This is a genomic window from Aquihabitans sp. McL0605, from assembly GCF_049993875.1.
In the GTDB taxonomy this organism is placed as follows: domain Bacteria; phylum Actinomycetota; class Acidimicrobiia; order Acidimicrobiales; family Iamiaceae; genus Aquihabitans.
Genome location: NZ_CP188252.1, coordinates 285,898 through 311,260 on the forward strand (window position 1 = coordinate 285,898; position 25,363 = coordinate 311,260).

At 72.2% G+C, this 25,363-nt stretch carries 23 protein-coding genes; 8 read left to right on the top strand and 15 right to left on the bottom strand.

All coding sequences use genetic code 11. From position 1 onward, the window contains the following. The first annotated feature begins 6 nt into the window (after positions 1 to 6). A complete protein-coding gene (locus ACPPVX_RS01300) occupies positions 7 to 1,011 on the top strand; it encodes a TIGR03617 family F420-dependent LLM class oxidoreductase (protein ID WP_426573074.1) in 1,005 nt (334 codons plus the stop codon). 78 nt (positions 1,012 to 1,089) lie between these two features. On the opposite strand, the gene ACPPVX_RS01305 is transcribed toward ACPPVX_RS01300, so the two are convergent. After that, positions 1,090 to 1,800, bottom strand: coding sequence for a nitroreductase family protein (locus ACPPVX_RS01305; RefSeq protein ID WP_426573075.1), 711 nt, complete (start codon positions 1,798 to 1,800; stop codon positions 1,090 to 1,092). A gap of 71 nt (positions 1,801 to 1,871) precedes the next feature. Here ACPPVX_RS01305 and ACPPVX_RS01310 point away from each other — a divergent pair, with 71 nt between their 5' ends. Beyond that, positions 1,872 to 2,276 carry a DUF4267 domain-containing protein gene (locus ACPPVX_RS01310; protein ID WP_426573076.1) on the top strand — a complete coding sequence of 135 codons (405 nt, stop codon included), beginning with the start codon at positions 1,872 to 1,874 and terminating at the stop codon, positions 2,274 to 2,276. Between the two features lie 91 nt (positions 2,277 to 2,367). Beyond that, positions 2,368 to 3,168 (top strand): TIGR01458 family HAD-type hydrolase, encoded by an 801-nt coding sequence (locus tag ACPPVX_RS01315; RefSeq protein ID WP_426573077.1) that lies wholly within the window; start codon positions 2,368 to 2,370, stop codon positions 3,166 to 3,168. A 34-nt stretch (positions 3,169 to 3,202) separates the two neighbouring features. Here ACPPVX_RS01315 and ACPPVX_RS01320 read toward each other — a convergent pair whose 3' ends face one another. From ACPPVX_RS01320 to ACPPVX_RS01335, 4 genes are all read right to left on the bottom strand, one after another. Then, positions 3,203 to 4,135: an LLM class F420-dependent oxidoreductase gene (locus tag ACPPVX_RS01320; protein ID WP_426573078.1), complete on the bottom strand. Its 933-nt coding sequence runs from the start codon at positions 4,133 to 4,135 to the stop codon at positions 3,203 to 3,205. 86 nt (positions 4,136 to 4,221) lie between these two features. Beyond that, positions 4,222 to 5,133 (bottom strand): SDR family oxidoreductase, encoded by a 912-nt coding sequence (locus ACPPVX_RS01325; RefSeq protein ID WP_426573079.1) that lies wholly within the window; start codon positions 5,131 to 5,133, stop codon positions 4,222 to 4,224. Between the two features lie 5 nt (positions 5,134 to 5,138). Further along, on the bottom strand, positions 5,139 to 5,918 hold the full coding sequence (locus ACPPVX_RS01330) for an enoyl-CoA hydratase/isomerase family protein (protein ID WP_426573080.1): 780 nt from the start codon (positions 5,916 to 5,918) through the stop codon (positions 5,139 to 5,141). Between the two features lie 225 nt (positions 5,919 to 6,143). Then, the gene (locus ACPPVX_RS01335; RefSeq protein WP_426573081.1) at positions 6,144 to 7,364 is read right to left on the bottom strand and encodes a glycoside hydrolase family 1 protein; all 1,221 of its coding nucleotides are present in this window, start codon (positions 7,362 to 7,364) and stop codon (positions 6,144 to 6,146) included. Between the two features lie 99 nt (positions 7,365 to 7,463). Here ACPPVX_RS01335 and ACPPVX_RS01340 point away from each other — a divergent pair, with 99 nt between their 5' ends. Next, positions 7,464 to 8,210 (top strand): dienelactone hydrolase family protein, encoded by a 747-nt coding sequence (locus ACPPVX_RS01340; protein ID WP_426573082.1) that lies wholly within the window; start codon positions 7,464 to 7,466, stop codon positions 8,208 to 8,210. A 96-nt stretch (positions 8,211 to 8,306) separates the two neighbouring features. Then, on the top strand, positions 8,307 to 9,662 hold the full coding sequence (locus ACPPVX_RS01345) for a DUF4214 domain-containing protein (protein WP_426573083.1): 1,356 nt from the start codon (positions 8,307 to 8,309) through the stop codon (positions 9,660 to 9,662). Positions 9,663 to 9,674: 12 nt separating this feature from the next. Here the strand turns inward: ACPPVX_RS01345 and ACPPVX_RS01350 are convergent, their stop codons facing one another. Beyond that, positions 9,675 to 10,154, bottom strand: a complete 480-nt coding sequence (locus tag ACPPVX_RS01350) for a DUF1003 domain-containing protein (RefSeq protein ID WP_426573084.1) — start codon at positions 10,152 to 10,154, stop codon at positions 9,675 to 9,677. Positions 10,155 to 10,240: 86 nt separating this feature from the next. Between ACPPVX_RS01350 and ACPPVX_RS01355 the strand changes: the two genes are divergently transcribed. The 3 genes from ACPPVX_RS01355 to ACPPVX_RS01365 all read left to right on the top strand — a co-directional run bounded on the left by ACPPVX_RS01355 (position 10,241) and on the right by ACPPVX_RS01365 (position 14,424). Beyond that, positions 10,241 to 10,753 carry a YceI family protein gene (locus tag ACPPVX_RS01355; protein WP_426573085.1) on the top strand — a complete coding sequence of 171 codons (513 nt, stop codon included), beginning with the start codon at positions 10,241 to 10,243 and terminating at the stop codon, positions 10,751 to 10,753. 99 nt (positions 10,754 to 10,852) lie between these two features. Beyond that, positions 10,853 to 13,795 carry a fibronectin type III domain-containing protein gene (locus ACPPVX_RS01360; RefSeq protein ID WP_426573086.1) on the top strand — a complete coding sequence of 981 codons (2,943 nt, stop codon included), beginning with the start codon at positions 10,853 to 10,855 and terminating at the stop codon, positions 13,793 to 13,795. Positions 13,796 to 14,100: 305 nt separating this feature from the next. Beyond that, positions 14,101 to 14,424 carry a plasmid stabilization protein gene (locus ACPPVX_RS01365; RefSeq protein WP_426573087.1) on the top strand — a complete coding sequence of 108 codons (324 nt, stop codon included), beginning with the start codon at positions 14,101 to 14,103 and terminating at the stop codon, positions 14,422 to 14,424. Positions 14,425 to 14,443: 19 nt separating this feature from the next. On the opposite strand, the gene ACPPVX_RS01370 is transcribed toward ACPPVX_RS01365, so the two are convergent. The 9 genes from ACPPVX_RS01370 to ACPPVX_RS01410 all read right to left on the bottom strand — a co-directional run bounded on the left by ACPPVX_RS01370 (position 14,444) and on the right by ACPPVX_RS01410 (position 25,362). Continuing rightward, the gene (locus ACPPVX_RS01370) at positions 14,444 to 15,475 is read right to left on the bottom strand and encodes a DNA topoisomerase IB (protein WP_426573088.1); all 1,032 of its coding nucleotides are present in this window, start codon (positions 15,473 to 15,475) and stop codon (positions 14,444 to 14,446) included. Between the two features lie 44 nt (positions 15,476 to 15,519). Further along, positions 15,520 to 16,455: a sucrase ferredoxin gene (locus ACPPVX_RS01375; RefSeq protein ID WP_426573089.1), complete on the bottom strand. Its 936-nt coding sequence runs from the start codon at positions 16,453 to 16,455 to the stop codon at positions 15,520 to 15,522. Then, on the bottom strand, positions 16,452 to 17,756 hold the full coding sequence (locus ACPPVX_RS01380; protein WP_426573090.1) for a cupin domain-containing protein: 1,305 nt from the start codon (positions 17,754 to 17,756) through the stop codon (positions 16,452 to 16,454). Before ACPPVX_RS01380 ends, ACPPVX_RS01375 begins: the two co-directional genes overlap by 4 nt. Beyond that, on the bottom strand, positions 17,716 to 18,021 hold the full coding sequence (locus tag ACPPVX_RS01385) for a hypothetical protein (protein ID WP_426573091.1): 306 nt from the start codon (positions 18,019 to 18,021) through the stop codon (positions 17,716 to 17,718). Before ACPPVX_RS01385 ends, ACPPVX_RS01380 begins: the two co-directional genes overlap by 41 nt. A 100-nt stretch (positions 18,022 to 18,121) precedes the next feature. Beyond that, a complete protein-coding gene (ppk2, locus tag ACPPVX_RS01390; RefSeq protein ID WP_426573092.1) occupies positions 18,122 to 18,973 on the bottom strand; it encodes a polyphosphate kinase 2 in 852 nt (283 codons plus the stop codon). Further along, on the bottom strand, positions 18,970 to 21,729 hold the full coding sequence (locus ACPPVX_RS01395; protein WP_426573093.1) for a cation-translocating P-type ATPase: 2,760 nt from the start codon (positions 21,727 to 21,729) through the stop codon (positions 18,970 to 18,972). Before ACPPVX_RS01395 ends, ppk2 begins: the two co-directional genes overlap by 4 nt. 50 nt (positions 21,730 to 21,779) lie before the next feature. Beyond that, the gene (locus ACPPVX_RS01400; protein ID WP_426573094.1) at positions 21,780 to 23,084 is read right to left on the bottom strand and encodes an APC family permease; all 1,305 of its coding nucleotides are present in this window, start codon (positions 23,082 to 23,084) and stop codon (positions 21,780 to 21,782) included. A 7-nt stretch (positions 23,085 to 23,091) separates the two neighbouring features. Then, complete coding sequence (gene argF, locus ACPPVX_RS01405; RefSeq protein ID WP_426573095.1) at positions 23,092 to 24,096, bottom strand: ornithine carbamoyltransferase; 1,005 nt, start codon at positions 24,094 to 24,096, stop codon at positions 23,092 to 23,094. 51 nt (positions 24,097 to 24,147) lie between these two features. Next, positions 24,148 to 25,362: an arginine deiminase gene (locus ACPPVX_RS01410; RefSeq protein ID WP_426573096.1), complete on the bottom strand. Its 1,215-nt coding sequence runs from the start codon at positions 25,360 to 25,362 to the stop codon at positions 24,148 to 24,150. Between the last annotated feature and the right edge of the window lies 1 nt (position 25,363).

Below are 25,363 nucleotides of genomic sequence, written 5' to 3' on the forward strand. Positions count from 1 at the left end.
GTCTCGATGACCGTCCCCACCGAAGACCTGCGCCAGGCGCGCACGATCTACCGGGAGCTCGAGGAGATCGGCTACGACCGGGCGTTCAGCTTCGAGGCCAAGCACGATCCGTTCGTCCCGTTGGCCGTGGCGGCCGAGCACACCAGCACCATCCAGCTGGGCACCGCCATCGCCATCGCGTTCGCCCGCACGCCGATGACCCTCGCCAACGTGGCGTGGGACCTGCAGACGGTCACCGGGGGCCGGTTCGTGCTCGGGCTCGGCTCGCAGATCCAGCCGCACATCGAGCAGCGGTTCTCGATGCCCTGGTCGCACCCCGTCGACCGCATGCGGGAGCTGGTGCAGGGCGTGCGGGCGATCTGGTCGGCGTGGGAGACCGGTGAGCGCCTGCACTTCGACGGGCGCTTCTACACGCACACGCGGATGATCCCGGCGTTCAGCCCCGGGCCCAACCCGTACGGCCCCCCGCCGATCTTCACCGCTGGGTTCGGGCCGAAGATGACCGAGGTGGCGGGCGAGGTGGCCGACGGCTTCCTGGTCCACCCGGTCAACTCCCGGCGCTCGCTCCAGGAGCTCACCCTGCCGGCCATCGCCCGCGGCGCGGCGCGGGCCGGGCGCGAGGCGGCCGACGTCGAGGTGGTCTGCGTGACCATCGTGGTGACCGGTCGCACCGAGGAGGAGCTGGCCCGGTCGCGCGAGGCGGTGCGCGAGCAGCTGGCGTTCTACGGCAGCACCCCGGCCTACCTGCCCGTGTTCGAGCTCCACGGCTACGGCGACCTCCACCCCCAGCTCAAGGTCCTGGCGCGTCAGGACCGGTGGCAGGACATGGCCGGCCTCATCGACGACGAGCTCATCGACACCATCGCCGTCGTCGGGGAGCCGCACGAGGTGGCCGGCCTCGTGCGGGCCCGCCTGGCCGGCATCTCGGACCACGTGAGCCTGGTCAACAACCGCGCCCCGGACCCCCGGCACTTCGCCGAGGTGGTCGAGGGCCTCCACCGCCTGACCTGAGGCAGCCCCGCTCACCACCGGGGCTGCCACCCCTGCGAAACGGGGGGGTGCGTTGGGGCGGTGGGGGTGCGCCCCGGGTCAGGTCTCGAGGAAGGGCTGGTTGCCGTAGCGATCGAGGTGGACGACCTCGCCGATCGGACGGCGGGTGGTCGGTCCGTAGTTGCCCTTCGCCCACCCGATCGGGATGATGCAGACCGGGTTGACGCTGCGGGGCAGGCCGAGGATCTTGCGGACCGACGGGACCCACCAGATCGGCAGGGTCTGGAGCGACGCGCCCAGGCCGACGGCGCGGCACCCGAGCAGCAGGTTCTGCACCGGCGGGAACACCGAGCCGTAGAAGGAGGCCACGGAGATCTGCGGCCGTCCGGTGGGCCGGTGCTTGAGGTTGCGCTTGTAGCACGGGATCACGAAGACCGGCAGCTCCTCGAAGTGCTCGGCCTGCCACTGGCCCGGCGCCATCCCGCGGAGCTCCTTCGGATCGCCCTTGGCCTGGCGCACGGCGATGGGGTTGACCACCTTGTAGAGGCGCCGCCACAGCTTGGCCAGCTTGGCCTTCTGCCCCGGGTCCTCGACCACGAGGTAGGACCAGTCCTGGCTGTTCGAGCTGCTGGGCGCCTTGAGCGACAGCTCCAGCAGCGGCAGCAGCACGTCGTGCGACACGGGCGTCAGGTGGAGCTTGCGCACGGCCCGCTGCGTGCGCATGGCCTCCTCCATCGGCATCCCCAGGCGGGCGAGCGCCTCGGCCGGCTCCGGCGCCACGAACACTTCGGTCGATCCCGCATCGGTCATCGGCCGATCGTAGGGCGGTAGCGATCGCCATCCCCCGGTCGCGCGCCCTGGTCAGGTGGCATGCTGCGGCGATGACCGCCACCACCGGACGAACCGATGCCGTCGCCGTGACCGTCGGGGCCCTGCGCCTCGCCTCGGGGGTGTCGTTCCTCATCGCGCCCGAAGCAGCCAACAAGCTCTGGGGCGGCGACCCGGGCGACGTCGGGGCCACGGCATCCCTGCTCCTCCGATCGATGGGCTACCGCGATGCGCTCATCGGCGGGCTGCTCCTGCGCGCCGGCCTGGCGGGTGATCCGTCGGCGGCCACCTGGTTCCTCGCGAGCGCCGGCGCCGACACGGCCGACCTGATCGGCGGCTTCGCCAACCACCACCGCATGACCGACGACGCCAAGCGCAAGGGCATCGGCGGGGCCGCGGTCGGCATCGGCGTGGGGGTGCTCGGCGCCCTGCGCTCCCGGGCCCGGGCCACCGCCTGATCCGCGCCGACGGCCGACCTTCGTAGGGATCAGGGTTCCCCGCGGCTTCCTCCCCCACGACGTTCGCGGGGGTGGGTCCTAGCCTCGGAGCATGGGAGCGCCTGCTGCCCTCGGAGGCATCGACGGTCTGCTGATCGACATCGACGGCGTCCTCACGCTGTCGTGGGAGCCCATCGAGGGCGCCGCCGAAGCCGTCGGCCGGCTGCGCTCGTCGGGCGTGGCCCTCCGGTTCCTGACCAACACCACGTCGATCGCGCGCGCCGAGATCGTCGCGCGGCTCGGCCGCGCCGGCATCGAGGTCGGCGAGGCCGAGGTGTTCACCGCGCCGGTGGCCACCGCCGCCTGGATCGGGCGCCACCACCCGGGCGCTCGCTGCCACCTGGTGAACAGCGGCGACCTGGGTGCGGACCTGGCCGGCCTCCGCATCGTCGGTGGCGACGAGGCCGCCGACCTGGTGGTCCTCGGCGGCGCCGGGCCGGAGTTCTCGTACGAGGCGATGAACCGTGCGCTCGGGCTGGTGCTCGACGGGGCGGTGCTGGTCGGGATGCACCAGAACCGCTACTGGCGCACGGTCGACGGCTTCGCCCTCGACACGGGGGCGTTCCTGGCTGCGATCGAGGTGGCCGCGGGGGTGGAGGCGGTCGTCCTCGGCAAGCCCAGCCCCGACTTCTTCGCCACCGCCCTGGCCGCCTTGGACCTGCCCGCCGAGCGGGTGGCCATGGTGGGCGACGACGTCGAGAACGACGTGCTGGCCGGCCAGGCCGTCGGCCTGCACGGGGTGCTGGTCCGCACCGGCAAGTACCGGGCCGATGCGGTCGAGCAGGCCGAGGGCACGCCGGAGCGGGTGGTCGACTCGTTCGCGGGCCTCCCCGTGCTGCTCGGCCTCGCCTGAGCGTCGGCGGTCCGACCCGAGCCGGTTGCGACCCTCAGGCCAGGTGCGGCAAGACCTCTCGGGCGATCAGCCGGAGGTGGTCGAGGTCGGCCAGGTCGAGGACCTGGAGGTAGGCGCGGGTGGCGCCGAGGTCGGCGTAGGACCGCAGGCGGGCCACCACCTCGTCGGGCGTGCCGGCGGCGCCGTTCGCCCGCAGCTCGGCGGGCTCCCGGCCGATGGCCGCCGCCCGGCGCTCCACCTCCGCCTCGTCGGCTCCGCAGCACACCACCTGGGCCACCGAGTGGACGATGCCACCCGGATCACGCCCGATCGCGGTGCTGGCGGCGCGCACCCGGTCGAACGCCGTGGCCGTCTCGTCGAGCGGCTTGAAGCCCACGTTGTACTCGGCCGCGAACCGGGCCGCGAGCTCCGGGGTGCGCTTCACGCCGGTGCCGCCCACGATGATCGGCGGACCCGGCCGCTGCACCGGCTTGGGCCGCGCCGGCGAATCGGTGAGCTGGTAGTGCTCGCCGGCGAACGTGAACGTCTCGTCGTCGGGCGTCGCCCAGAGGCCGCTCACGACGGCCAGCTGCTCCTCGAGCTTGTCGAACCGCTCGACGACACCCGGGAAGCCGATGCCGTAGGCCGTGTGCTCGGCGTCGTACCAGCCGGCACCGAGGCCCAGCTCCACGCGACCGCCGCTCATGGCATCGACGTTGGCCACCGAGATGGCGAGCGGGCCCGGGAGGCGGAACGTGGCCGGGGTGACGAGCGTGCCCAGGCGGATGGTGGTGGTGTCGCGGGCCAGCCCGGCGAGCGTGATCCAGGCGTCGGTCGATCCGGGCTCGCCCGAGACGTTCCCCATCTTCAGGTAGTGGTCGGAGCGGAAGAAGGCGTCGAAGCCCAGCCGCTCGGCCTCGAGGGCGACCGCCAGCAGGTCGTCGTAGGTGGCGCCCTGCTGGGGCTCGGTGAAGATGCGCAGATCCATGGGGACCACTTCTACCCGCTGCCCGCCGACTTCCGACGCGCCGTGCGGGGTCAGTGCCCAGCCCGAGAGCTGCTCGGAGCGGGAGCTCAGGGCTCGAACGGACCCCGGCCCAGCTGCTCGCGCACCGGGACGATCGCCGGGTTGGTGAGGTGGCGCCGCTGCCAGTTCGCCCCGTCGACCACGAGCGTGTGGCCCGAGATGAACGAGCCGTACGGCGAGGCCAGGAAGGTGGCCGCCCAGCCCAGCTCCCGGGGCAGGCCCACGCGCAGGGCCGGCTGCGATGCCGCGTTGCTGGTGTTGCGGGCCAGGTTGGCCTGGATGTCGGCCGTCATGTCCTCGTGCGGCACCAGCCCGGGCACGAGGCCGTTGACCTGGATGCCGTGCGGACCCCACTCCACGGCGAGGGTCTCCACCATGTTCTTGACGCCCGCCTTGGCGGCGGCGGAGTGGGCGAAGCCCGGTCCGCCGGTCCAGGCGTAGGACGCACCCACGTTGATGATCGAACCGGGCGTGCGCGCCGCGAGATGGCGGCGGGCGAACTCGCGGGAGCACAGGTAGGTGCCGTTGAGGGTGATGTCGACCACGGTGCGCCATGCGTTGGGCGACAGGTCTTCGGCCGGTGATGGGAAGTTGGCCGCGGCGTTGTTGACCAGCACGTCGGGCACTCCGAAGGCGGACTCGGCGGCGTCGAACGCGGCGGCGATCTGGTCGGCGTCGCGGATGTCGCACGCCACGGCCAGGACCCGCCCGCCGAGCGCACCGAGCGCCTCCTCGGCCGCCGCCAGGTGCTCGGACTTCCGGCTGGCCACCACCAGGTCGGCGCCCAGGCGGGCGAACTCCGAGGCGATGGCCTTGCCCAGCCCCGTGCCGCCCCCGGTGACCAGCACCACCGATCCGGCGAACGTGCCGTCGGGCAGGGCGGACGCGCCGAGCGGCGGTGGCGCGGGGAGGCCGATGGGTGCCGGCGGGCCGGAAGCCGTGGGGTCTGCGGTGGTCATCGGCGTCAGCTCCCGGTGTAGCGGGGCTCGCGGCCCTCGGCCTGGGCCGCCCGGCGCTCCGCGGCGTCGTCGGAGCGGCTGATGTAGGTCTGGCCGATCAGCTCCTCGGCCATCGACGACCGGACCTCGGGCTCGGCGAGGTGGCCGATGATCCGCCGGGCCACCTTCACCGTGACCGCCGGCGCGGCGGCGATCTTCTCGGCCATGGCCCGCACCGTGGCGTCGAGCTCGCCGGCCGGCACCACCCGTGACACCACGCCGTGCCCGTAGGCCTCGGCCGCGTCCATGGGCCGCCCGGTGAGGACCAGGTCGCTGGCCACGCCGTGCCCGCACATCTGGAACAGCCGGGCGACGCCGCCGGTGTCGGGGATGACGCCGTGGCCCACTTCGGGGAGCAGGAAGCGGGCGCCCTCGGCCGCCACGCGCAGGTCGCACAGGAGCGCCCGCTGGAACGAGGCGCCGATCGACCAGCCCTGGCACGCCACGATGATCGGGGCCTCGATGTCGAAGACCTGCTGGATGCCGCGGTGGCCGCGGGACATCAGCTCGTGGTGGGACATCTCCACCTGGCCGCCGCCGATGGCCGCCACGTCCCGGCCCGACGAGAACGACTTGCCCTCGCCCCGCCAGATCACGGCCCGGATGTCCCGCCGGCCCCGGAGCTCGCCGAGGATCTCGAAGAGGCGCTGGTCCATCTCGTCGTCGAACGCGTTGTGCTTGTCGGGGTTGTCGTTGGTGATCGTGGCGATGGCGCCATCGATCTCCAGCCGAACCTTGTCGGTCATCTGTCCCTCGTTCCCCTGGCGGCGATCCGCATGGTCCCACGTCGCGACCCTCCGCGCGTGCGCCGCACTGACGGGCGGTCAGCGCATCCGGGTCCCGATGGTGGGGAGGTCGGCGTAGGTGCGGATGCCGGGCTCGGCTGCGCACACGGCGGCGATCGCGAGCACGGGCGGCACGTCACCAGGCGGTGCAGCCGTTCTGTTCCCACGAGAGGAAGGCTGCCGTCGTCACGGCGACGGATCCAGGCGAGGTGAGCGGGCGACGGCGCCGAGCCAGCGGGCCGAGGGCTTCGCCGTGCGGTCGAAGGTGGCCGGGTCCCAGCTCGCCAAGCCGAAGGTGGGCCGGTACGAGCCCCACTCGTAGTTGTCGAGCAGGCTCCAGTGGAGGTAGCCGCGCACATCGATCCCGTCGGCCATCGCCCGCTGGAGCCCGGCGAGGGCCGCCGACGTGTAGTCGATCCGGCGCTCGTCGTCGTCGGTGGCGATCCCGTTCTCGGTGACCAGGATCGGCACGTCGCCGACCACGCGACGGGCGTCGCGGACGGCCTGCTCGAGGGCGGCGGGCCAGTACTCCCACCCCGTGAGCGTGCGGTCCTCCTCGGGGTCGTCGCGCACGGCGCCATCGGGGCCGATCACGTTGCGGGTGTACGACTGCACCCCGACGAAGTCGTCGCCCGTGCTCTCGCGGAGGAACTGGCCCTCGACCTGGTCGAACCAGCGGGCGGCGACGTCCTCCCCGCCCGGGATCGAGCCGATCGCCTGGCTGGCCACCGTCCACCCGACCTTCATCTCGGGGTGCTGCTCGTGGAGGAGGTCGGTCGCGGCGTGGTGAGCCTCGATGAACCCGGCGGTGGTGGCCCCGTGCGGCGCGGGGAGCGGGACGCCGGGCAGGTCGTGCCCGGCGTCGACGTCGTCGCCCTTCCGGGCCGTGGAGAACCGGCTCATCACCGCGGCGATGTTCGGCTCGTTGATCGTGACCGCCCAGCGGACCGGCTCGAGGATGGCCCGCAGGGCGTCGACGTAGCGCAGGAACCGCTCGGTGGCGTCGTCGGCCGTCCACGATCCCGCAGCCTGGAACCAGCGCGGCACGGTGAAGTGGTGGAGCGTGACGACGGGCTCGATGCCGCGCACCCGACAGCCCTCGATGATGCGTCCGTAGTGCTGGACCATGGCGGCCGAGATCCGTCCCGGCACCGGCTCGATGCGCGCCCACTCGATGCTGAACCGGTACGAGTCGAAGCCGAGCTCGGCCACGAGGTCGAGGTCGTCGGGCCAGCGGTGGAGGCTGTCGGCCGCGTCGAGGCTGGGCTCCTTCACGAGGGCACTGCCGCTGTTCTCGAGGGACCACCAGTCGCTGGCGGTGTTGTTGCCCTCGATCTGGTGGGCCGCCGTGGAGGCGCCGATCAGGAAGCCCGACGGGAAGGGGGCGGGGGCAGCAGGTGCGGTCATCGGTCATCTCCCAAGGTCGATCCGCAGGCTAGGCACTCGACGCGCCGGCACCGCCGGGCCCACGAGCACGGCGGCAGAGCCTGGGCTACACAGGGACCCGTGACCACCCTCGATGTCGATGTCGCCACCCCCGACGGCGTGGCCGCCGCCTCGCTGCACGTGCCCGACGGGCCCGGACCCTGGCCCGCGGTCATCCTCTACCCCGATGCCGGCGGCGCCCGTGACGTGTTCCGCCGGATGGGCGACCGGCTGGCGGCCGAGGGGTACGTCGTCCTCGTGCCCGACATCTACTACCGCGCCGGGGGCTACGAGCCGTTCTCGATGGCCACCGCGTTCAGCGACCCCGGCGAGCGCCAGCGCATCGGGGCCCTCGCCGGCTCCCTCACCCCGCCACGGGTCCTCGCCGACGCCACCGCCTACGCCGACTTCCTCGCCGGGCGCGCCGAGGTGGCCGCCGGCCCCATCGGCACCACCGGCTACTGCCTGGGCGGGCGCATCTCGCTCACGGTCGCCGGGCAGCTGGGCGAGCGGATCGGGGCGGCGGCATCGTTCCACGGCGGCCGCCTCGCGGTCGCCGCCGACGAGAGCAGCCCCCACCAGCTCGCCGACGCGGTACGAGCGGTGGTGTACGTGGCCGGCGCCCGCAACGACGGCTCGTTCGACGACGCCCAGGCGGAGCTGCTGCACGAGGCGTACGAAGATGCCGGGGTCGAGCACACCATCGAGACCTACGACGCGCTCCACGGCTTCGCCGTCCCCGACAACCCCACGTACGACGCCGCCGCCGAAGAGCGGCACTGGGACGCCCTCCGCACGCTGTACGCCGCCGCCCTCTCCCCCTCCTGACGTGGGCGTCACACTCCTCCGAGCCGAGGGGCTCGTTTCCGCCTAGGTTCCTGCGCCGGCGCGCAAGCGCTCAGTTCCACCCCTCGGAGACCATCGATGCAGATCTCAGGCGGGCGACGCCGTGCCATCGGCACGGTGCTCGCCGTGGCCGCGGCGCTGACGATCACGTCACATGAGACCCGGACGGCGCCGACGCTCGTGCGCAGCGGCCGGTTCACGTCGGGCTCGCTCACCCCCGACGGCAGCGACCAGTACCAGATCGCTGAGGTCGGAGCCGGGTTCACGGTGACCGCACCGAGCACGAACTCCGGCGGCAACCTGCGCGTCGCCGTGATCAGGGACGACGCGGTGATGGCGGTCGACGAGCAGTCCTGCGTCACCTGGGTCGGCCCCAACACCGGATCGGTCCAGCCCGGCCTCACCCTCCGGACGCAGGCCCAGAAGGGCCGCACGCGGGCGATCATGATCACGAACAACATCTGGTACGGCGCCCGGTTCGGCTTCGACGTCCACCTCGCTGACTCCGCCGCCTTCCCCCAGTTCGTCAAGATCGGCGGCGCTGAGCTCACCTCCGCTCTCGGCGGCATCCACGACCTGTCACCGCTGCCCTGGCGCATCTGCGCCCGGGTGGTGGGCACCACCCTCGACGTGAAGGTCTGGCCCATGTCGACGAGCAAGACCGAGCCCTCGTGGGGCAACCCGAAGTACGGGTTCACCATGGAGATCCCGGCGGACTGGGTGTTCGCCGGCCGACCCGGCGCCTACATCGGCCACCTCCGCGCCGGCGACAAGGAGTGGTTCTCCGAGCTGCGCACGGCCACCACCGACGGCACCCCGGCCAACGCGTGGTGGAACGACTCGCTGGCGTGGTCCGACCACCTCTCCCGGGTGGCCCGCGGCCGCCCGGCGCTGCCCGCCGAGCAGCGCGACCTGGCCACCGGCGTCACCCTCGGCCACCCCGCCGCAGGGGCCACGCTGCTGGCGGCATCGCCCGATGCCCGCCGCTTCTCGGCTCGCCTCATCGACGACGAGCTCGCGCCCGACGGGGCCTCGCCGCTGCCGACCGGCGGTCGTGGTGCGGGCGGATCGGTGGCCGACCTCTACGCGGCCCGCACCATGGTCCAGGTCGTCCCGGCGTCGGCCAGCGACTCGGCGTTCGTGACCGCCACCTACCGGGCCGTGCTCGGCCGGGAGCCCACCCGGTCGGAGCTCCGCGCCCAGGTGCGACGCCTGGCCCACGGCCGGGACCGCACGGCGCTGGCACGGGGCGTGTACCGCTCCGTCGAGCACGCCCGCCGCGCCGCTCGGGAGAACGGCGCCGCCGTGTTCGGCCGCCCGGCCACGGCAGCCGAGGTGCGGTGGTACGCCATGCGGCTGCCGGAGCTGGGGTTCGACCCGGCCCGGCTGCGAGCGGACATGGCCCTCTCGCTGGTCCCGACGCTCGACGGCTAGCCCGACCGCCGCCTACGGAGCGGTGTCGACGGCCATCGCGTCGCGCACCGCCTTGGCCACCAGGCGCTCCATCTCCTCGTGGGTCGGCGCGTCGACGACGGCGAGCCGCACCGACACCAGCTCCCGGGCCAGGAAGTCGAGGCTGGCGTTCATGCTCGCGGCCCGGTCCCGGTCGGCCTGGAAGGCGCCGTGGTCGCGCTCCTCCTGGCGGTTCTGGGCGAGCAGGATCAGCGGCGCGGCGTAGGCGGCCTGCAGCGAGAGCGCGAGGGTCAAGAGGATGAACGGGTACCGGTCGAAGCGCCACGACTCGGAGACCGCGTTGAGGGCGATCCACCCCACCACCACCGCGGTCTGGATGACGAGGAAGCGCGCCGTCCCGATGTAGCGGGCGATGGTCTCCGAGAACCGGCCGAACGCGTCGGGGTCGTAGTACGAGCTGAACGACACCCCGCCGGTTCCGGGCTGAGACAGGTTGCTGGCACGCTTCGACATGAGCACCTCGCTGGCGGCAGACGCCGAGACCCTCGGTCGGGCACCGGACTCCCCCAGGCTGCCGGTCCGGCCGGTAGCTTCGGTGGATGGCCAGGGTGCGCTTCGAGCTCGACCCGCAGCGCTCGCAGGTGTGGATCACCGGATCGTCGTCGGTCCACCCGATCCACGCCACCGCCGCCGGGCTCCAGGGCTCGATCGAGCTCGCCGTCACGGCCAGCGGCGCGGTGGCCGCCCGGCCCGCGGTCGAGGGCGAGGTGCGCATCGCCATCGACCAGCTGAAGGCCAGCAACCCGCTGGTCGAGCGGGAGACCCGCCGCCGCATCGATGCGCGGCGCTACCCGGAGATCGTCGGCACGGTCACCTCGTCGACCCGCCTGGCGGCCGATCGGCTCGCGCTCGCCGGTGCCATCACCTTCCGAGGCGAGACCCGCCCCGTCGACGGCGAGCTCGTGGTCGAGCCCGACGGCGACGACCTGCGGCTGCACGGCGAGCAGCGCTTCGATGTGCGCGACTGGGGCCTGCAGCCCCCCAGGATCGGGCTCCTGCGGGTCCACCCCGACATCGCCGTGCGGTTCGAGGCCACCGCCCTCCGAAGCTGATCACCTCACCAGCTGGCGTACCGGCGCTCACCCTCCAAGGGGTCATCGGGGGCCGAGGTCGGCGGCACGCTGGGCCCGACGACGCGCGGGGAGGGACCGATGCGAACCCAGCCAGCCGCGGCCCGCTGCCGCCCCGCGGTCCTCGGTGCCCTGGCCGTGGCGTTCGTCGCCCTCGCGTGCGGACCGGCCGGGGCGACGGCGGCACCGCCCGCCGCGCCGACCTCGCCCCCGGTGTCGAGACCGAGCGCGGCCGTGGCCTCGGCCGTCTCGGCGTCAGCACCGGCGGCCGCCGCCGCCGAGGCGCCCGACGCGAGCGGCGACATCGGCTGGGAGGGCCCGTCGTTCCAGGGGGCCTCGAGCTCACCGAGCGGGTCCAAGCCCGAGAGCAAGCTCTGGTACGCCCAGGGCAGCTGGTGGGCCGACCTGTGGGCCACCGCGAGCAGCGGGTTCTACATCCACCGCCTCGACCTGGCCACGCACCAGTGGGTGCAGACCCCGACCCAGCTCGAGGACCGCGCCGGCACCCGCAGCGACGTGCTCTGGGACGGCACCCACCTGTTCGTGGCGTCTCACGGGTTCGCCGAGGGCTCGACGAGCACGCCGACCGGCTACCCCGCCGAGCTGCGCCGCTTCAGCTTCTCGAACGGCGGCTACGTCCTCGACGCCGGCTTCCCGGTGGTCATCAACGACGCCAAGAGCGAGAGCCTGGTGATCGAACGGGACAGCCAGGGCCGGATCTGGGCCACTTGGATGGAGGACGCCAAGATCATGGTGTCGGTGTCCTCGGCCGGTGGCACCTCGTTCGGCGCCCCCACCGTCCTCCCCGTGACGGGCACGTCGGTCAAGGCCGATGACCTGTCATCGATCCTGGCCTTCGGCGGCAACCAGGTCGGGATCATGTGGAGCAACCAGCTCGACCAGAAGATGTACTTCACCCACCGGCTCGACTCCGATCCGGTCGGGTCGTGGAGCCCGACCGAGGTGGCCTACGAAGGGGCGAACGCCGCCGACGATCACATCAACCTGAAGACCGTCTCCGACCAGGGTGGCCGCATCCTCGCCGCGGTGAAGACCTCGAAGACCGGCTCGTCGGTGCTCGAGCACCTGCTCGACCGGGACCCCACCACCGGCGTCTGGACCAGCCACCCGTTCGGCACCGCAGTGGACGCCCACACCCGTTCGATCGTGCTGGTCGACAAGATCCACCAGACCGTCCACATGTTCGCCGCTGCGGGCCAGTCCGGCGGATCGGTCTACGAGAAGACGGCACCCCTGTCGAACATCACGTTCCCGACCGGCAGGGGGACCGCGGTCTTGACCGATGCCGACAGCGCCGACATCAACAACCCCACGTCGACGAAGCAGTCGGTGGACGCCACCACCGGGCTGGTGGTGCTGGCCACCAACGACAGCACCCGTCGGTACTGGACCCACTACGACCCGCTCGGCGGGACCACGCCCCCTCCCCCGGCGACCGCGCCCGGCGCACCGGCGGCGCCGACCGTGGCGGGTGGCGACGGCCAGGTGACCGTGGCGTGGAGCGCGCCGGCGTCTGACGGCGGTGCGGCGATCACCGGGTACGTGGTCACGCCGTACATCGGGGCCGCGGCCCAGCCGAGCGTGGTGCGCCCGGCGGCGCCGACCAGCGCGACCCTGCCGGCGACCAACGGCACCACGTACACGTACAAGGTGGCCGCGGTGAACTCCGTGGGCACCGGAGCGGCGTCGGGGTCATCGGCGAGCGTGACGCCGCACGCGACCATCCCGACCGGTCCGACCGGGTCGGTCTTCGTCCCCATCGAGCCGTGCCGGGTCGTCGACACCCGCAAGGCCGGCGGCGCCTTCGGTCCCGGCGCGCAGCGCAGCTTCCAGGTGGGCGGCGGCGGTTCGGGGTTCTCGGCGCAGGGCGGCAAGCCCGGCGGCTGCGCCATCCCCGACGGCGCCACCGCCGTCGAGGCCTCGGTCACGGCCGTGGCCCCGACCCACGGAGGGTTCCTCCGGGCCTGGCCGGCCGGAAGCTCGCCTCCCGACGCCACGTTCCTGAACTTCACCACCCACCAGGGCGTGACGAACACCGGCGCCCTGGCCCTGGCCGCCGCCGGAGTCGAGGACCTCACCTTGAAGAGCTTCGGCGGGCCCTCCCACTACGTGATCGACGTGCAGGGCTACTTCGCCACGGCGACCGCGCTGCCGAGCGGTGTGACCGGCTCGGTGTACGTGGCGATCCAGCCGTGCCGTGCCGTCGACACCCGGCAGGCCGGCGGCGGCTTCGGGTCGGGCACGGTCCGCAGCGTCCAGCTCGCCGGCAGCGGACCAGGGTTCTCGGCCCAGGGCGGCAAGCCCGGCGGCTGCGCCGTCCCCGACGGCGCCACCGCCGTCGAGGCCTCGGTCACCGCCGTCGATCCCCGCGGCGGCGGCTACCTGCGCACGTGGCCCACCGGTCAGGCGCCGCCCACCGCGACCTTCTTGAACTTCACGGAGCACCGGGGCATCACCAACACGGGTGCCCTCGCCCTCGCCGCGACCGGCGACGACGACCTCACCCTGCGCAGCTCCGGGGGACCGACCCACTACGTGATCGACGTGCAGGGCTACTTCACGAAGCCTGCGGGCCTGCCCAGCGGCGTGACCGGCTCGGTGTTCGTGCCCACCTCGCCGTGCCGGGAGGTCGACACCCGTGTCGCCGGCGGGGCCTTCGCACCCGGGGCCGTGCGCAGCGTCCAGCTCGCCGGCACCGGCGGGGCGTTCGCCGCCCAGGGCGGCCAGGCCGGCGGCTGCGCCATCCCCGACGGCGCCACCGCCGTCGAGGCCTCGGTCACCGCCGTCACGCCCAGCCGCAACGGCTACCTGCGCACCTGGCCGAGCGGCAGCGCGCCACCGAACGCCACGTTCCTGAACTTCACGGCCGGGCAGGGCGTGACCAACACCGGGATCGTCGCCCTGGCCGCCACCGGGCTCCGGGACCTGACCCTCAGGAGCTACGGGGGCCCGACCCACTACGTCATCGACGTCCAGGGGTACTTCACCGCCGCCTCGAGCTGACCTCGACGTCACCCGGCAGCGCGGCCACGCCCGGAACGGCCGAGGGATGGATCGCTCCCCTCGCGGGTACTCCCAGACCATGTCGACGCCGCAGCCCGAGGTGCCACCCACGCCACCAGGACCGCCGGCGCCCGAGCCGGCGCCCGGCGACCCGCCCACGCCGCCCGGCCCCGGGCCCGAGCCGGTGCCCACCCCGTCGCCGCCAATGCCGGCACCCGTTCCGATCCCCCCGATGCCCGACCCGGCGCCGATGCCGGCGGTCGACGCCTGAGGCACCGAACCCCACCATCCCCGTAGGAGGGCCCATGCCACGGTCGTGGAGCAAGAAGCGCGAGCGCCAGTACGAGCACATCCGAGATGGCCTCGAAGATCGTGGCAAGGGCGAGGACGAGGCCGAGGAGATCGCGGCTCGCACGGTCAACAAGGAGCGGGCCCGCGCCGGCGAGGCGAAGACGGTGAGCAAGACGTCGACCGACGACATCTCGTCCGGGCGCCGCGGTGGCCTCCGCTCGCACCGTGGTGCCGGCGGCCGCACCCGCGACCAGCTGTACGAAGAGGCCAAGCACCGGAACATCAAGGGCCGCTCGAAGATGAACAAGGCGGAGCTCGAGCGAGCGGTGGGCCGTTAGCCGCACACCGCCCTGCACGTCACACCTGGGCCGCCTCGTCCACCAGCAGGCGGAGCGTGGCCCGCTCGGCCCTCGTGAGCCGTCGGGTGCGCCGGGACCGCCGCCAGGCCTCGCGCAGGTCTCCGTCCCGGAAGCTGCGCTCCACCACGGGGTGCACGTACGAGGCCCGGCACACGTCGCGGGTGTTGCCCAGCCGTTCCGCCGCTGCGTCGATCCCGGCGAGGAACACCGACGTGCCCTCGGACTCCGAGGCCGGCACGGCCTGCGGGCCGAGGTGCTCGACGGCCGTGACCGTGCCGCCCCAGGTCCGGAAGTCGCGGGCGCTCACGTCCGGACCGGCGATGTCGCGCAGGTAGTCGTTCACGTCGTGGGACCCGATGTCGTGGACCTCGTCCCCGGACCGGTAGGAGAAGAGCTGCTGGCCGTCGAGCTCCTCGCAGGCCTGCAGGGTCGCGCTGAGCCGGCGGCCCTCCACGGTCACCTCGTGCTCGGCTCCGCTCTTGCCGGTGAACTCGAAGGTGATCTCCGGCCCGTCCACTTCGACGTGCCGGGGCTGGAGCGTGGTGAGGCCGAACGACTCGTTCTTGGCGTACTCCGGGTTGCCGACGCGGATCAGGGTCTCGTCGAGGAGCCGGACCACCAGCGCCAGCACGCGCTCCTTGGGCAGGTCGCGCCGGGCGAGGTCGGTGGCGACCTGGCGGCGGATCTGGGCCAGGCTCACGCCGAACGACGCCAGCTGCGCGAACTTGTCGGCGTCGCGGGCCGTGCGCCAGCCGTCGTGGTAGCGGTACTGCTTGCGGCCCTGGTCATCGCGCCCGGTCGCCTGGATGTGGCCGTCGTCCCGTGGGCAGATCCACACGTCGACCCACGCCGGCGGGATCGCCAGGACGTCGATGCGCTCCCGCACCGCGGCCGTGACCGGCCGCCCACCCGGCCCCGTGTAGCTGAAGCCCTTGCCGCGCCGGCGCCGGGTGATCCCGGGCGCGGCATCGTCGACGTAGCGGAGGCCGGCGGCGCGGGCTGCGGCTTCGGGATCCTGGATGGCGGGCACGTCCTGCGGTACCCGCCGGCGGCCCCAACCACACCCCGCCGGGCTCAGGAGGCGGCAGGGGCCGGTCCTGGATCCGCGGCGACCTCGATCAGCTCGGTGGCGAAGTAGCTGGGCACCACCTGGTCGGGCGTCCCGTGGCACGTGAGCGGTTCGTCGCTGCGCGCCACCGTGGTCTGCACCAACACGTCGATCGTGCCGATCCCCCGCACGTGCGCCCGTACCCGTTCGGCCTGATCCGAAGGAGCGATCACCACGTCGTCGACGCCCCGCACGTCGAGGGCCGTGCGCAGTGCGTGCTCGGCGGCCTGCTCGGCGAACCGCAGCGTCGACCGGCCCCGGAACCACTCGAGGGCGAGCTGGCCGTCGTCATGGGCATCGAGGAGCGCCTCGGCCTCGACGGGCTCCATCCGCCCGAAGTAGAGGCTGTCGGGGAGCACCACCAGGTTGGCGGCGAAGCGGTCGCCGCCGATGTGCGAGCACTCCCACACCTGGTCGGCCCAGCGAGAGTCGCGCAGGTGGCGCACGACGGGTCGACCGCGGTTGGCGCAGCACTGGTCGTGCTTGCCGTTGGTGCACACCAGCACGAGGCGGTCGGCGTGGCGCTCCCAGCCGTGGGGGTCCTGGCCGAGGCGGAGCTCGTCGGTCACGTACGGCACCGCCGACAGCGTCGGCAGGGTGCGGGACCACACCGCCCCCTGGGTGCGGCCGGGCCGCGCCGCCACCACGAAGAAGACCCGTGCGGTCCCGGGGTCCTCGGCCCGCGCCGCCGGGCGGATGCAGATCGGCCGGATGCCCCGCCGCTGCAGGCCGGCCTTCCACCCCTCGGGCACGTGGGCGCCGAGGTGGCTCTCGTGGACGGCATCGACCCCCCAGGCACCGTGGACCTCGACGAGCAGCCAGCCGCGGACCTGCGATGCGGTCGCCACCACGCCCTCGTCGCGCCGCTCGGACGCATCCGAGCACACGAACCGGTCGGTCATCGCACCGGCTCGGGGCGATGGGCGACGAGCACCCCTTCGTCGAGCAGCCGGAGGGTGACGACCGCCGACGAGGCCTCGTCGAGGCCGGGCAGCTCGGTTCGACGGACCGGGCCCTCGGCGAGCAGCAGCGCGGCCAGGAACGGGTGGGCCTCGTCGGGCATCGAGATGGTGCGATCCCCGACGAACAGCTGCGAGCGGGCGGCCGATCGGCTCAGCGTGATCACCGGGCCGGGAGCGATCACCAGCGGACCGTCGGCGACGGCCGGCTCGACCGGGCACCGGGGTCGGAGCCGGGTGGATGCCTGGCGGCTCCAGATCTCTCGCGCGATCCATCGGCGCACCCTCAGCGACCGGAGGTCGAGCGGCAGCTCGGTGAGGTCGGGGACGGTCGGGGCCTCGGTGGCCAGGGCCGGCGCCGATCCCACCCCATCGGGCCCGAGGGCCGAGAGCGAGATGGACGACCGGAGGCGCCCGGCGTCGACCTCGGCGTCGATCGCCTGGCGCACGATGCGGTGCCAGGTGATGGCCAGCACCCCGACCGTGAGGTGCGACGACGCCCGATCGGTGGTCTCGGCCACGTGCGGGTGCCCGCGGGGCAGGTAGAGGACGTCGCCGGCCTCCAGGACGAGGTCGAGGAGCGGATCACCCAGCTCGTCGAGGGTGGGCCGAGGGATGGCGTGCTTCCCGCCGATCGGATCCCGGGTGCGCTCGGTCGGGGCCCAGACCCGCCAGCGCTTGGTCCCCTCGAGCTGCACCACGAACACGTCGTGGTAGTCGAAGTGGATGTCGAGCCCGCGCGCCGACGACGGCGACAGGTAGGCGTTGATCTGCACCGGCTGGTCCAGGTCGAGGGCCAGGTTGTTGGCGAACCGCGCCAGCGCCGGGTCCGTGAGGTGCAGGCCCTGGAGCACGACCGTTGCGCCGCCGCGGTAGCCGTCGATGACCTCGTTGGGCGCGGCCAGGTCGGTCAGGTCGCGGTTGCCGATGCGGGCCCGGCGGGTGATCCGCCCCGGATCGGTCGTGGTGCCCTCCCGGACGAGCCGGAAGCCCGGCCGCCTGGTGGAGCGGCCGAGCAGGTCGGACCAGAGCGCGTCCGGGTCGGCGAAGCGCGCCGGATCCCGGCGCCGCGACGGGGAGGTGACCCGGGGCTGCCGGTAGACGTCGTGGGCGCGGAACTGCTCGACGTCATCGACGAGGTCGGCGAGCCCCGGTGCATCGGGGTGCGGTTGCCTCCGTACGAGCCACTCGTGGTGGCTCGGATCAGCTGTCGGTGCCGTCAGTGTCTCCACCGTCGGTGCCATCGGTGTCTCCACCGTCGGTGCCGTCAGTGTCTCCACCGTCGGTCCCATCGGTGTCTCCACCGTCGGTCCCATCGGTGTCGCCACCATCGGTCCCATCGGTGTCGCCACCATCGGTCCCATCGGTGTCGCCACCATCGGTCCCATCGGTGTCGCCACCGTCAGTGCCGTCCGTGTCGCCACCATCGGTTCCGTCGGTGTCTCCCGTGATCGGGAGCTCCTCGTCGGAGTCGGAGGAGACGTTGATGTCGTCGTTCGAGATGCCCATGGGCGGGACCCTAACGCCATCGATCGCGAGTCGCGCATGGAGCTCCGGCAGCTCGGCGGCCCGGCGGCCCGCTCGCGCCCCCGTAGGGGTCGCGGCGGGGTCAGAAGCGCTCGGGAACCGGATCGAAGTGCGGCTCGGGCTCCACGTAGCCGGGGTCGTCCTGGCGGTGCGGGAACTTCGGCGGGTCCTCCGGCAGGTGCTCGTAGGGGATGGAGTCGAGCAGGTGGCTGATGATGTTGAGCCGGGCCCGGCGCTTGTCGTTGGAGTCGGCCACCGACCACGGCGCCCAGTCGGTGTGGGTGGTGGCGAACATCCGATCGCGGGCGATCGAGTAGTCGTACCAGTGCCGGTACGACTTCAGGTCCATGGGGCTCAGCTTCCAGGTCTTCCGGCCGTCGTGGGCACGGGCTTCGAGGCGGCGGGTCTGCTCCTCGGGGCCGACGTCGAGCCAGTACTTCCGGAGGAGGATCCCGCTGTCGACCATGGCCTGTTCCACCGCCGGCACCTGGGTGAGGAACTTCTCGGACTCCTCCTCGGTGCAGAAGCCGAGGACCCGCTCGACGCCGGCCCGGTTGTACCAGGAGCGATCGAAGATGACGACCTCGCCGGCGGCGGGCAGGTGCGGGATGTAGCGCTGGATGTACATCTGGCTCTGCTCGCGCTCCGTCGGCGCTGCCAGCGCGACCACCCGGAACACGCGGGGGCTGACCCGCTCGGTGATGCGCTTGATCACGCCGCCCTTGCCGGCCGTGTCGCGGCCCTCGAACACGATGCAGACCTTCGCTCCGGTGGCGACCACCCACTGCTGGAGGGCGACCAGCTCGACCTGGAGCCGTTCGAGCTCGGCTTCGTAGGCCTTGCGCTTCAGCCGGCCGTCGCCATCGGGTTCGACGGCCGCTCCATCGTGGTGCTCGGCCTTGCCGCTGCCGTGGTCCTTGTGGTGCTTGCTCATGCTTCTGCTCCGGTGGTGGCGAGGATGGGATCGGTGGCGGTACGGCGCACCTGGATGATGCGATCGACGGCGGCCACGGCCGGCATCAGCAGGGACAAGGCCACCACGACCGCCCACTGATCGCCGGTGAGGGACTGCGTGTCGAGCAGGCGCTGGAGCATGGGGAGCTCCACCGCCGCCCACGTGAGGGCCCACCCGAGCATGAGCCAGCCGAAGTACGGGAACAAGGGCGACGACCACGGGACCTCGCGCTCGCGCCGGACCACCACGCCGAGGTTGACGGCGCTGAGGGCGACGATGGCGAACGCCATGGTCATGGAGGCCGAGGCGGCGGTGGTGCTGGGCTCGTCGGGGCCCCAGGACAGGACCGCCAGGGCCGAGCCGGCGACGAGGAACCCGAGGACCGCCCACCGGACGATCTGCGCGCCGGTGACGATGGTCGAGCCCGGCTTGCGGGGTGGCCGGTGCATGACGCTCGGGTCGGCCACGTCGGCGATGAAGCCGACGACGACGGTCACGACGACGAAGAACTTGCAGAACAGGAGCTGCATCGGGAAGAGGGCCACGCCGCCGTTGACGTTGAAGATGGTGGCCAGGACCATCAGCTGCAGCACCGACGACAGGATCGTGAGCTGGAGCCGCACGTAGGTCGAGATGCGCCGGTAGATGTCCCGGCCCAGCTCGACCGCCTTGACCAGCGTGGCGAAGTTGTCGTCGGTCAGGATGATCTTGGCGGCCTGCTTGGTGACCTCGGAGCCGCTGCCCATGGCGACACCCACGTCGGCCTGCTTCAAGGCGGCGGCATCGTTGACGGCGTCACCGGTCATCGCCACGACCTGGCCGTCCTCCTGCATGAGCCGGGCGAGGCGGACCTTGTCCTCGGGGGCGACGCGCCCGAAGACGTGCAGGCGCGGCAGCTGCTCGAGGACCTGCTCGTCGGTGAGCCGACCGAGGTCGGTGCCGGTGATCACCCCTTCGCCGAGGCCGAGCTGGTCGGCGATGGCGCGGGCGGTGATGGTGTGGTCGCCCGTGATCATCCGGACGTCGATGCCGGCGCGCAGCGCCACGTCGACCGCGGCGACCGCCTCGGCGCGGAGCGGATCGATGATGCCGACGAGCGCGACGAGGACCAGGTCCTGCACCTCGGCCATGGCGTCCACGGCCACCCGTTCCATGGCCGCGGCCGTGAGCGGCCGGGCGGCGAAGGCCAGCACCCGGAGGCCTCGCTCGGACAACCGCTGGTTGGAGGCCAGGAGCTCGTCTCGCACCTGGTCGATCGGCACCACCTCGCCTCGCCACAGCGCCGAGCTGCACCGCTCGAGGACGACGTCGGGCGCGCCCTTGACCGTCGTGAAGTGGGGCTCGGTCAGCAGGGCGATCTGCCAGCGCTCCGGGCGATCGTGGAAGGTCGCCATGAACTTGTACTCGGAGTCGAAGGGCACCTCGGCGACCCGGGGCAGCTCCGACCGTGACGTCTCGGCGTCGACCCCGACCTTGGCGGCGAGCACCACCAGGGCGGCTTCGGTCGGATCGCCGATGACCGACTCGTCATCGCCGACGGTGGCATCGGTGCACAGCGTCAGCCCGAGTGCGAGCGGGCGGAAGTCGGGCGTCTCATCGCCCGCTGCCCCGCGGATGGCCCCCTGCTTCGAGTAGCCCCCGCCCTCGATGTGGAACCACTGGCCGCCGGCGAACAGCTCGGTGGCCGTCATGGCGTTCATCGTGAGCGTGCCGGTCTTGTCGCTGTTGATGACCGTCGTACCGCCGAGGGTCTCGACATCGGTCAGCGACTTCACCACCGCCTGCTCGTCGGCCAGCTTCCTGGCACCCGAGCCGAGCATCGTCTGCACGAACGTCGGCAGGCCCGTGGGGATGGCCGAGATCGCCGTCGAGATGCACAGCAGCAGCAGGGTGTCGGTGTCCTGGCCCCTGGCCCAGCCGACCCCGGCGATGATCATGACGGCGATCCAGGCGAGCAGCCCGAAGACCTTCGTCATCGCGTCGAGCTCGATCTGCAGCGGCGACCGCGTCCGCTTGGTGGCGGTGACCATGTCGGCGATGCGGCCCATCTGGGTCAGCTCGCCGGTGTCGGTCACCACGAAGGTGGCCGTGCCCCGGGTGACCTGGGTGTTCTGGAACACCAGGTTGGTCCGATCGCCGAGCGCCACGTCGCCGACGCCGATCACCGACGCGTCCTTCGGCACGGGGGCGCTCTCCCCCGTCAGCGCCGCCTCCTGGACCTCCAGCGTGGCCGACACCGCGATCCGCCCATCCGCCGGGACGAGGTCGCCGGCCTCGAGCAGCACCACGTCGCCGGGAACGAGCCCCGGCGACTCGATCTGCTCGACGTGGCCGTCCCGCCGCACCCGGGCGTGCGGCACCTGGAGCTGGGACAGCGCCTCCACGCTCGCCTGCGCCTTGCGCTCCTGGCTGCTGCCCATGACCACGTTGAAGGTCACGAGCACGGTGACGACCAGCCCGGTGGCGACCTGCCCGATCGAGTAGCTGGCCACCGCCACGATGATCAGCATGATGTTCATCGGGTTCAGCAGCTGGCCCTTGGCCACCTGCCAGAGGGTGGGCGGCGGTTCGGGCACCAGCGAGTTGGGACCGAAGCGGGCCAAGCGGTCCTCGACCTCGGTCGGGCTCAGCCCCGCGTCCAGGTCGGTCGTGAGCCGGCGCGCCACCTCGTCCACGGCCAGCGCGTGCCATGCCACGGTCTCGGTTTCGATCTCGGTCTCGTCCAACGTCGTCATCGCACCGGTCTCCTGTCCTCGTTCAGCGAACCACGGTCTTGCGCACCGCGCTAGGGAGACGGATCGGCCGCGGCGGCCGGCCGCTTCCGCTTCCACCACACATCACCGAGCGCGCTGAGGCCCACGATGCCCGCGAGCAGCCACAGGGTCGCCGGCTCGTGCACGAGCGTGGTGACGGCGAAGGTGACCAGGACGGTTCCCGTCGCGACCAGGGCGACGACGAGCACGACCGGGTTGGCCCCCGTCTCGGAGCGGACCCGCAGGTGCGAGGCGGTGATGAGCGTGAAGACCATGAGGGCCACCGCGCTGCCGATCGAGGCGATCGAGCTCAGGTCGGCCAGCGCCGCGAGCACCATCGCCACCACCGCCGTGCCGAGGAGGCCGACCGAGAGCCGATCGCCCACCCGTCGGGCCATCGCCGGAGGGAACTGACCCACCGCGGCCATCTGATCGCACAGTCCCGTCGCCGGGTACAGGCCTGCGTTGGTGGCCCCGGCGGTGGCGAACAGGGCGGTGATGCTCATCATCCAGTACCCGGCTCGTCCCAGCGTGGGCTCGGCCGCCACCGCGAGGGCCGTGCCGCCCGAGTCGATCACCTGCTGGACGGTGAGCGTGCCGAACACGCCCAGCGAGACCGCGAGGTAGATCACCGTGGCGATGCCGAGGGCGAGGTACATGGCTCGGGGCAGGTCGCGACGGGGGTCGCGGAGGTCCTTGGCCGTGAACGTGATGACGCCGAAGCCGAGGAAGGCGAAGAAGGTGAGGGCCACGCCGGACACGATGTCCTTGAAGGGCGGGTAGCCCGATGGGGCGAGGAGGTGGGCCTGCGCGTTGGCCAGCGTGACCACGGCGAACACCGACAGGATCCCGATGACGATGACCACCACCAGGGTCTGGACCCGGGCCACGGCCTCCGAACCGACCACGTTGAGCAGCGTCATCGCCGCCACGACGCCCACCGCGAACACCTTGAGCCACACCTCGCTCCCGCCGGCGATCGCCTCGCTGGCGTACGAGCCGAACGAGACGGCGACCATGGCGGTGATGATGGCGTTGACGGCGTAGATGAGCCAGGCCATGACGCCGGTGGCGTGCCCGTCGCCGAAGCCGCGGATGACGTACTCGAGGAGGCCGCCGGCCGACGGGTAGCGCGCGCCGAACTTGGCGAACGAGTACCCCTGCAGCATGGCGATGACGCCGGCGAGGAGGAACGAGATCCACACCGCGGATCCAGCCACCTCACCAGCTGCTCCCAGCAACGAGAAGATCCCGGCGCCGACCATGGCACCGACGCCGATGAACGCGGCCTGCCGGACACCGAGGGTACCCCCCGGCGCCGGCGCCGCGTCCGTCACCGGAGGATCACCCTCCAAGGGTGGCCACCAGGACCGCCTTGATGGTGTGGAGGCGGTTCTCCGCCTGGTCGAACACGATGCTGGCGGCCGACTCGAACACCTCGTTGGTGACCTCGATGCCCTCGGGCATGTTGGTCTCCCCCATGATCTCGGCGCCCACCACCGTGTTGCTGTCGTGGAACGCCGGGAGGCAGTGCATGAACTTCGTGCGGGGGTTCCCGGTGGACGCCATCAGCGCCGCGTTGATCTGGTACGAGCGCAGCAGCTCGACGCGCTCGAGCCAGACGCTCTTGTCCTCGCCCATCGACACCCAGACGTCGGTGTGGATGAAGTCGGCGCCCGCCACCGCCTCGGCCGGATCGTCGGTGATGGTGATGCGGGCGCCCGTGGTGGCGGCCAGGTCGTTGGCGAGGGCCACCACATCGGCCGGCGGCTGCAGCGAGGTCGGGCCGCACAGGCGCACGTCGGAGCCCATCAGCGCGCCCATGATCAGCAGCGATCGACCCATGTTGTACCGGCAGTCACCCAGGTAGGCGTAGGTGATCTCCTCGTACGGCTTGTACGAGGCCTCGTGCATGGTGAGGAAGTCGGCGAGCATCTGGGTGGGGTGCCACTCGTTGGTGAGGCCGTTGTAGACGGGGACGCCGGCGTAGGCGGAGAGCTCCTCCACATCGGTCTGGGCGCTGCCGCGGAACTCGATGGCGTCGAACATGCGCCCGAGCACCCGGGCGGTGTCGGCGATCGACTCCTTGTGCCCGAGCTGCGAGCCGCTCGGATCGAGGTAGGTGACGGTGGCGCCCTGGTCGTGGGCGGCGACCTCGAACGCGCAGCGGGTGCGCGTCGACGTCTTCTCGAAGATGAGGGCGATCTCCTTGCCGGCGAGGGACCGGCTCTCGGTGCCGGCGTACTTCGCCGTCTTCAGGTCGCCGGCGAGCTGCAGCAGGAAGCGCATCTCCTTGGGCGAGAAGTCGATCTCCTTGAGGAAGGAGCGGTTGTGGAGGTTCAGGGCCATCTGGTGTGTCGTCTCTCTGGGTAGGTGCTCGGGTCAGGCGTCGCGCTCGGGTCAGGCGTCGCGCTCGAGTGGGCAGGTCATGCAGTGGCCGCCGCCTCGGCCCTTGCCGAGCTCGAAGCCCTCGATGGTGATGACCTCGATGCCGGCCTTGCGCAGGGCGGTGTTGCTCCCGGTGTTGCGCTCGTAGGCCACGACCACGCCGGGCTCGAGCGCCACCACGTTGTTGCCGTCGTCCCACTGCTCGCGCTCGGCGCCGAACGAGTCGCCACCGGTCTCGACGACCCGCATCTCCTTCACCTCGAGCGCAGCGCCCATGGCGTCGACCAGCGTGCCGTCGAACTCCTCGACGACCAGGTCCTCGGGGCTGTCGCCCGGACGGATCGTCCAGGTGCGCGCGCCCCAGACCACGTTGGGGAACAGCGTGACGAGATCGCGGTCGCACATCGTGATGACCGTGTCGAGGTGCATGTAGCTGCGCGACTTCGGCAGGCTCACCGCCAGCACCTGCTTCGCCGATCCCTTCCGGAACAGCTCGCGGGCGATGATCAGCACGGCCTGCGGGCTGGTGCGCTCGCCCATGCCGATCATGACGGTGCCGTTGCCGATGGGCTGCACGTCGCCGCCCTCGACGTGGCACCGGCCCCAGTCCTCATCCGCGCCGCCGAGCCAGACGTTGAAGTCCTCGTCCTTGAACAGGGGGTGGAACGTGTAGACGGCCTCGACGAGCATCGACTCGGGCTTGCGGGCCGGCTTGGTCATCGGGTTGATGGTGACGCCGTCGAAGATCCAGCACGACGGGTCGCGCTGGAAGAGGAAGTTGGGCAGCGGCGGGAGCAGCATCGCCGTGGGGTCGGCGGCCTCCCACACGAGGCCGAGGTCCTGCTCGACGTCGGCGCGGGTGATGCCACCGATGAGGAAGTCGGCCACGTCGACCGGCGATGCCGTGTCCACCCACTCGCGTGCCCGGTCGGACGCGCCGATCCCGACCTGGCGCTCGTTGAGCACGTGGTCGCTGACCCAGGCCCGGGCCGCCGGGTCGGCGAGCGCCTCGGCCAGCAGGGTCTCCACCTCGAAGACCTCGACGCCGCGCTCGCGCATGACCTCCGCGAACGCGTCGTGCTCCTGCTTGGCCTTCGCCACCCAGATGACGTCGTCGAAGAGGAGGTCCTCGGCGTTCGACGGAGTCAGCCGCGCGTGCTCGAGGCCCGGACGGTGGACCATGACCTTGCGGAGCTTGCCGACCTCTGAATGGACGCCCAACGGCATG

Coding starts and splice junctions, on each gene's coding strand:
- ACPPVX_RS01300 (WP_426573074.1), top strand. CDS start 7: ATGACCGTCCCCACCGAAGACCTGCGCCAGGCGCGCACGATCTACCGG.
- ACPPVX_RS01305 (WP_426573075.1), bottom strand. CDS start 1,800: ATGACCGATGCGGGATCGACCGAAGTGTTCGTGGCGCCGGAGCCGGCC.
- ACPPVX_RS01310 (WP_426573076.1), top strand. CDS start 1,872: ATGACCGCCACCACCGGACGAACCGATGCCGTCGCCGTGACCGTCGGG.
- ACPPVX_RS01315 (WP_426573077.1), top strand. CDS start 2,368: ATGGGAGCGCCTGCTGCCCTCGGAGGCATCGACGGTCTGCTGATCGAC.
- ACPPVX_RS01320 (WP_426573078.1), bottom strand. CDS start 4,135: ATGGATCTGCGCATCTTCACCGAGCCCCAGCAGGGCGCCACCTACGAC.
- ACPPVX_RS01325 (WP_426573079.1), bottom strand. CDS start 5,133: ATGACCACCGCAGACCCCACGGCTTCCGGCCCGCCGGCACCCATCGGC.
- ACPPVX_RS01330 (WP_426573080.1), bottom strand. CDS start 5,918: ATGACCGACAAGGTTCGGCTGGAGATCGATGGCGCCATCGCCACGATC.
- ACPPVX_RS01335 (WP_426573081.1), bottom strand. CDS start 7,364: ATGACCGCACCTGCTGCCCCCGCCCCCTTCCCGTCGGGCTTCCTGATC.
- ACPPVX_RS01345 (WP_426573083.1), top strand. CDS start 8,307: ATGCAGATCTCAGGCGGGCGACGCCGTGCCATCGGCACGGTGCTCGCC.
- ACPPVX_RS01350 (WP_426573084.1), bottom strand. CDS start 10,154: ATGTCGAAGCGTGCCAGCAACCTGTCTCAGCCCGGAACCGGCGGGGTG.
- ACPPVX_RS01355 (WP_426573085.1), top strand. CDS start 10,241: ATGGCCAGGGTGCGCTTCGAGCTCGACCCGCAGCGCTCGCAGGTGTGG.
- ACPPVX_RS01360 (WP_426573086.1), top strand. CDS start 10,853: ATGCGAACCCAGCCAGCCGCGGCCCGCTGCCGCCCCGCGGTCCTCGGT.
- ACPPVX_RS01365 (WP_426573087.1), top strand. CDS start 14,101: ATGCCACGGTCGTGGAGCAAGAAGCGCGAGCGCCAGTACGAGCACATC.
- ACPPVX_RS01375 (WP_426573089.1), bottom strand. CDS start 16,455: ATGACCGACCGGTTCGTGTGCTCGGATGCGTCCGAGCGGCGCGACGAG.
- ACPPVX_RS01380 (WP_426573090.1), bottom strand. CDS start 17,756: ATGGCACCGACGGTGGAGACACTGACGGCACCGACAGCTGATCCGAGC.
- ACPPVX_RS01385 (WP_426573091.1), bottom strand. CDS start 18,021: ATGGGCATCTCGAACGACGACATCAACGTCTCCTCCGACTCCGACGAG.
- ppk2 (WP_426573092.1), bottom strand. CDS start 18,973: ATGAGCAAGCACCACAAGGACCACGGCAGCGGCAAGGCCGAGCACCAC.
- ACPPVX_RS01395 (WP_426573093.1), bottom strand. CDS start 21,729: ATGACGACGTTGGACGAGACCGAGATCGAAACCGAGACCGTGGCATGG.
- argF (WP_426573095.1), bottom strand. CDS start 24,096: ATGGCCCTGAACCTCCACAACCGCTCCTTCCTCAAGGAGATCGACTTC.
- ACPPVX_RS01410 (WP_426573096.1), bottom strand. CDS start 25,362: ATGCCGTTGGGCGTCCATTCAGAGGTCGGCAAGCTCCGCAAGGTCATG.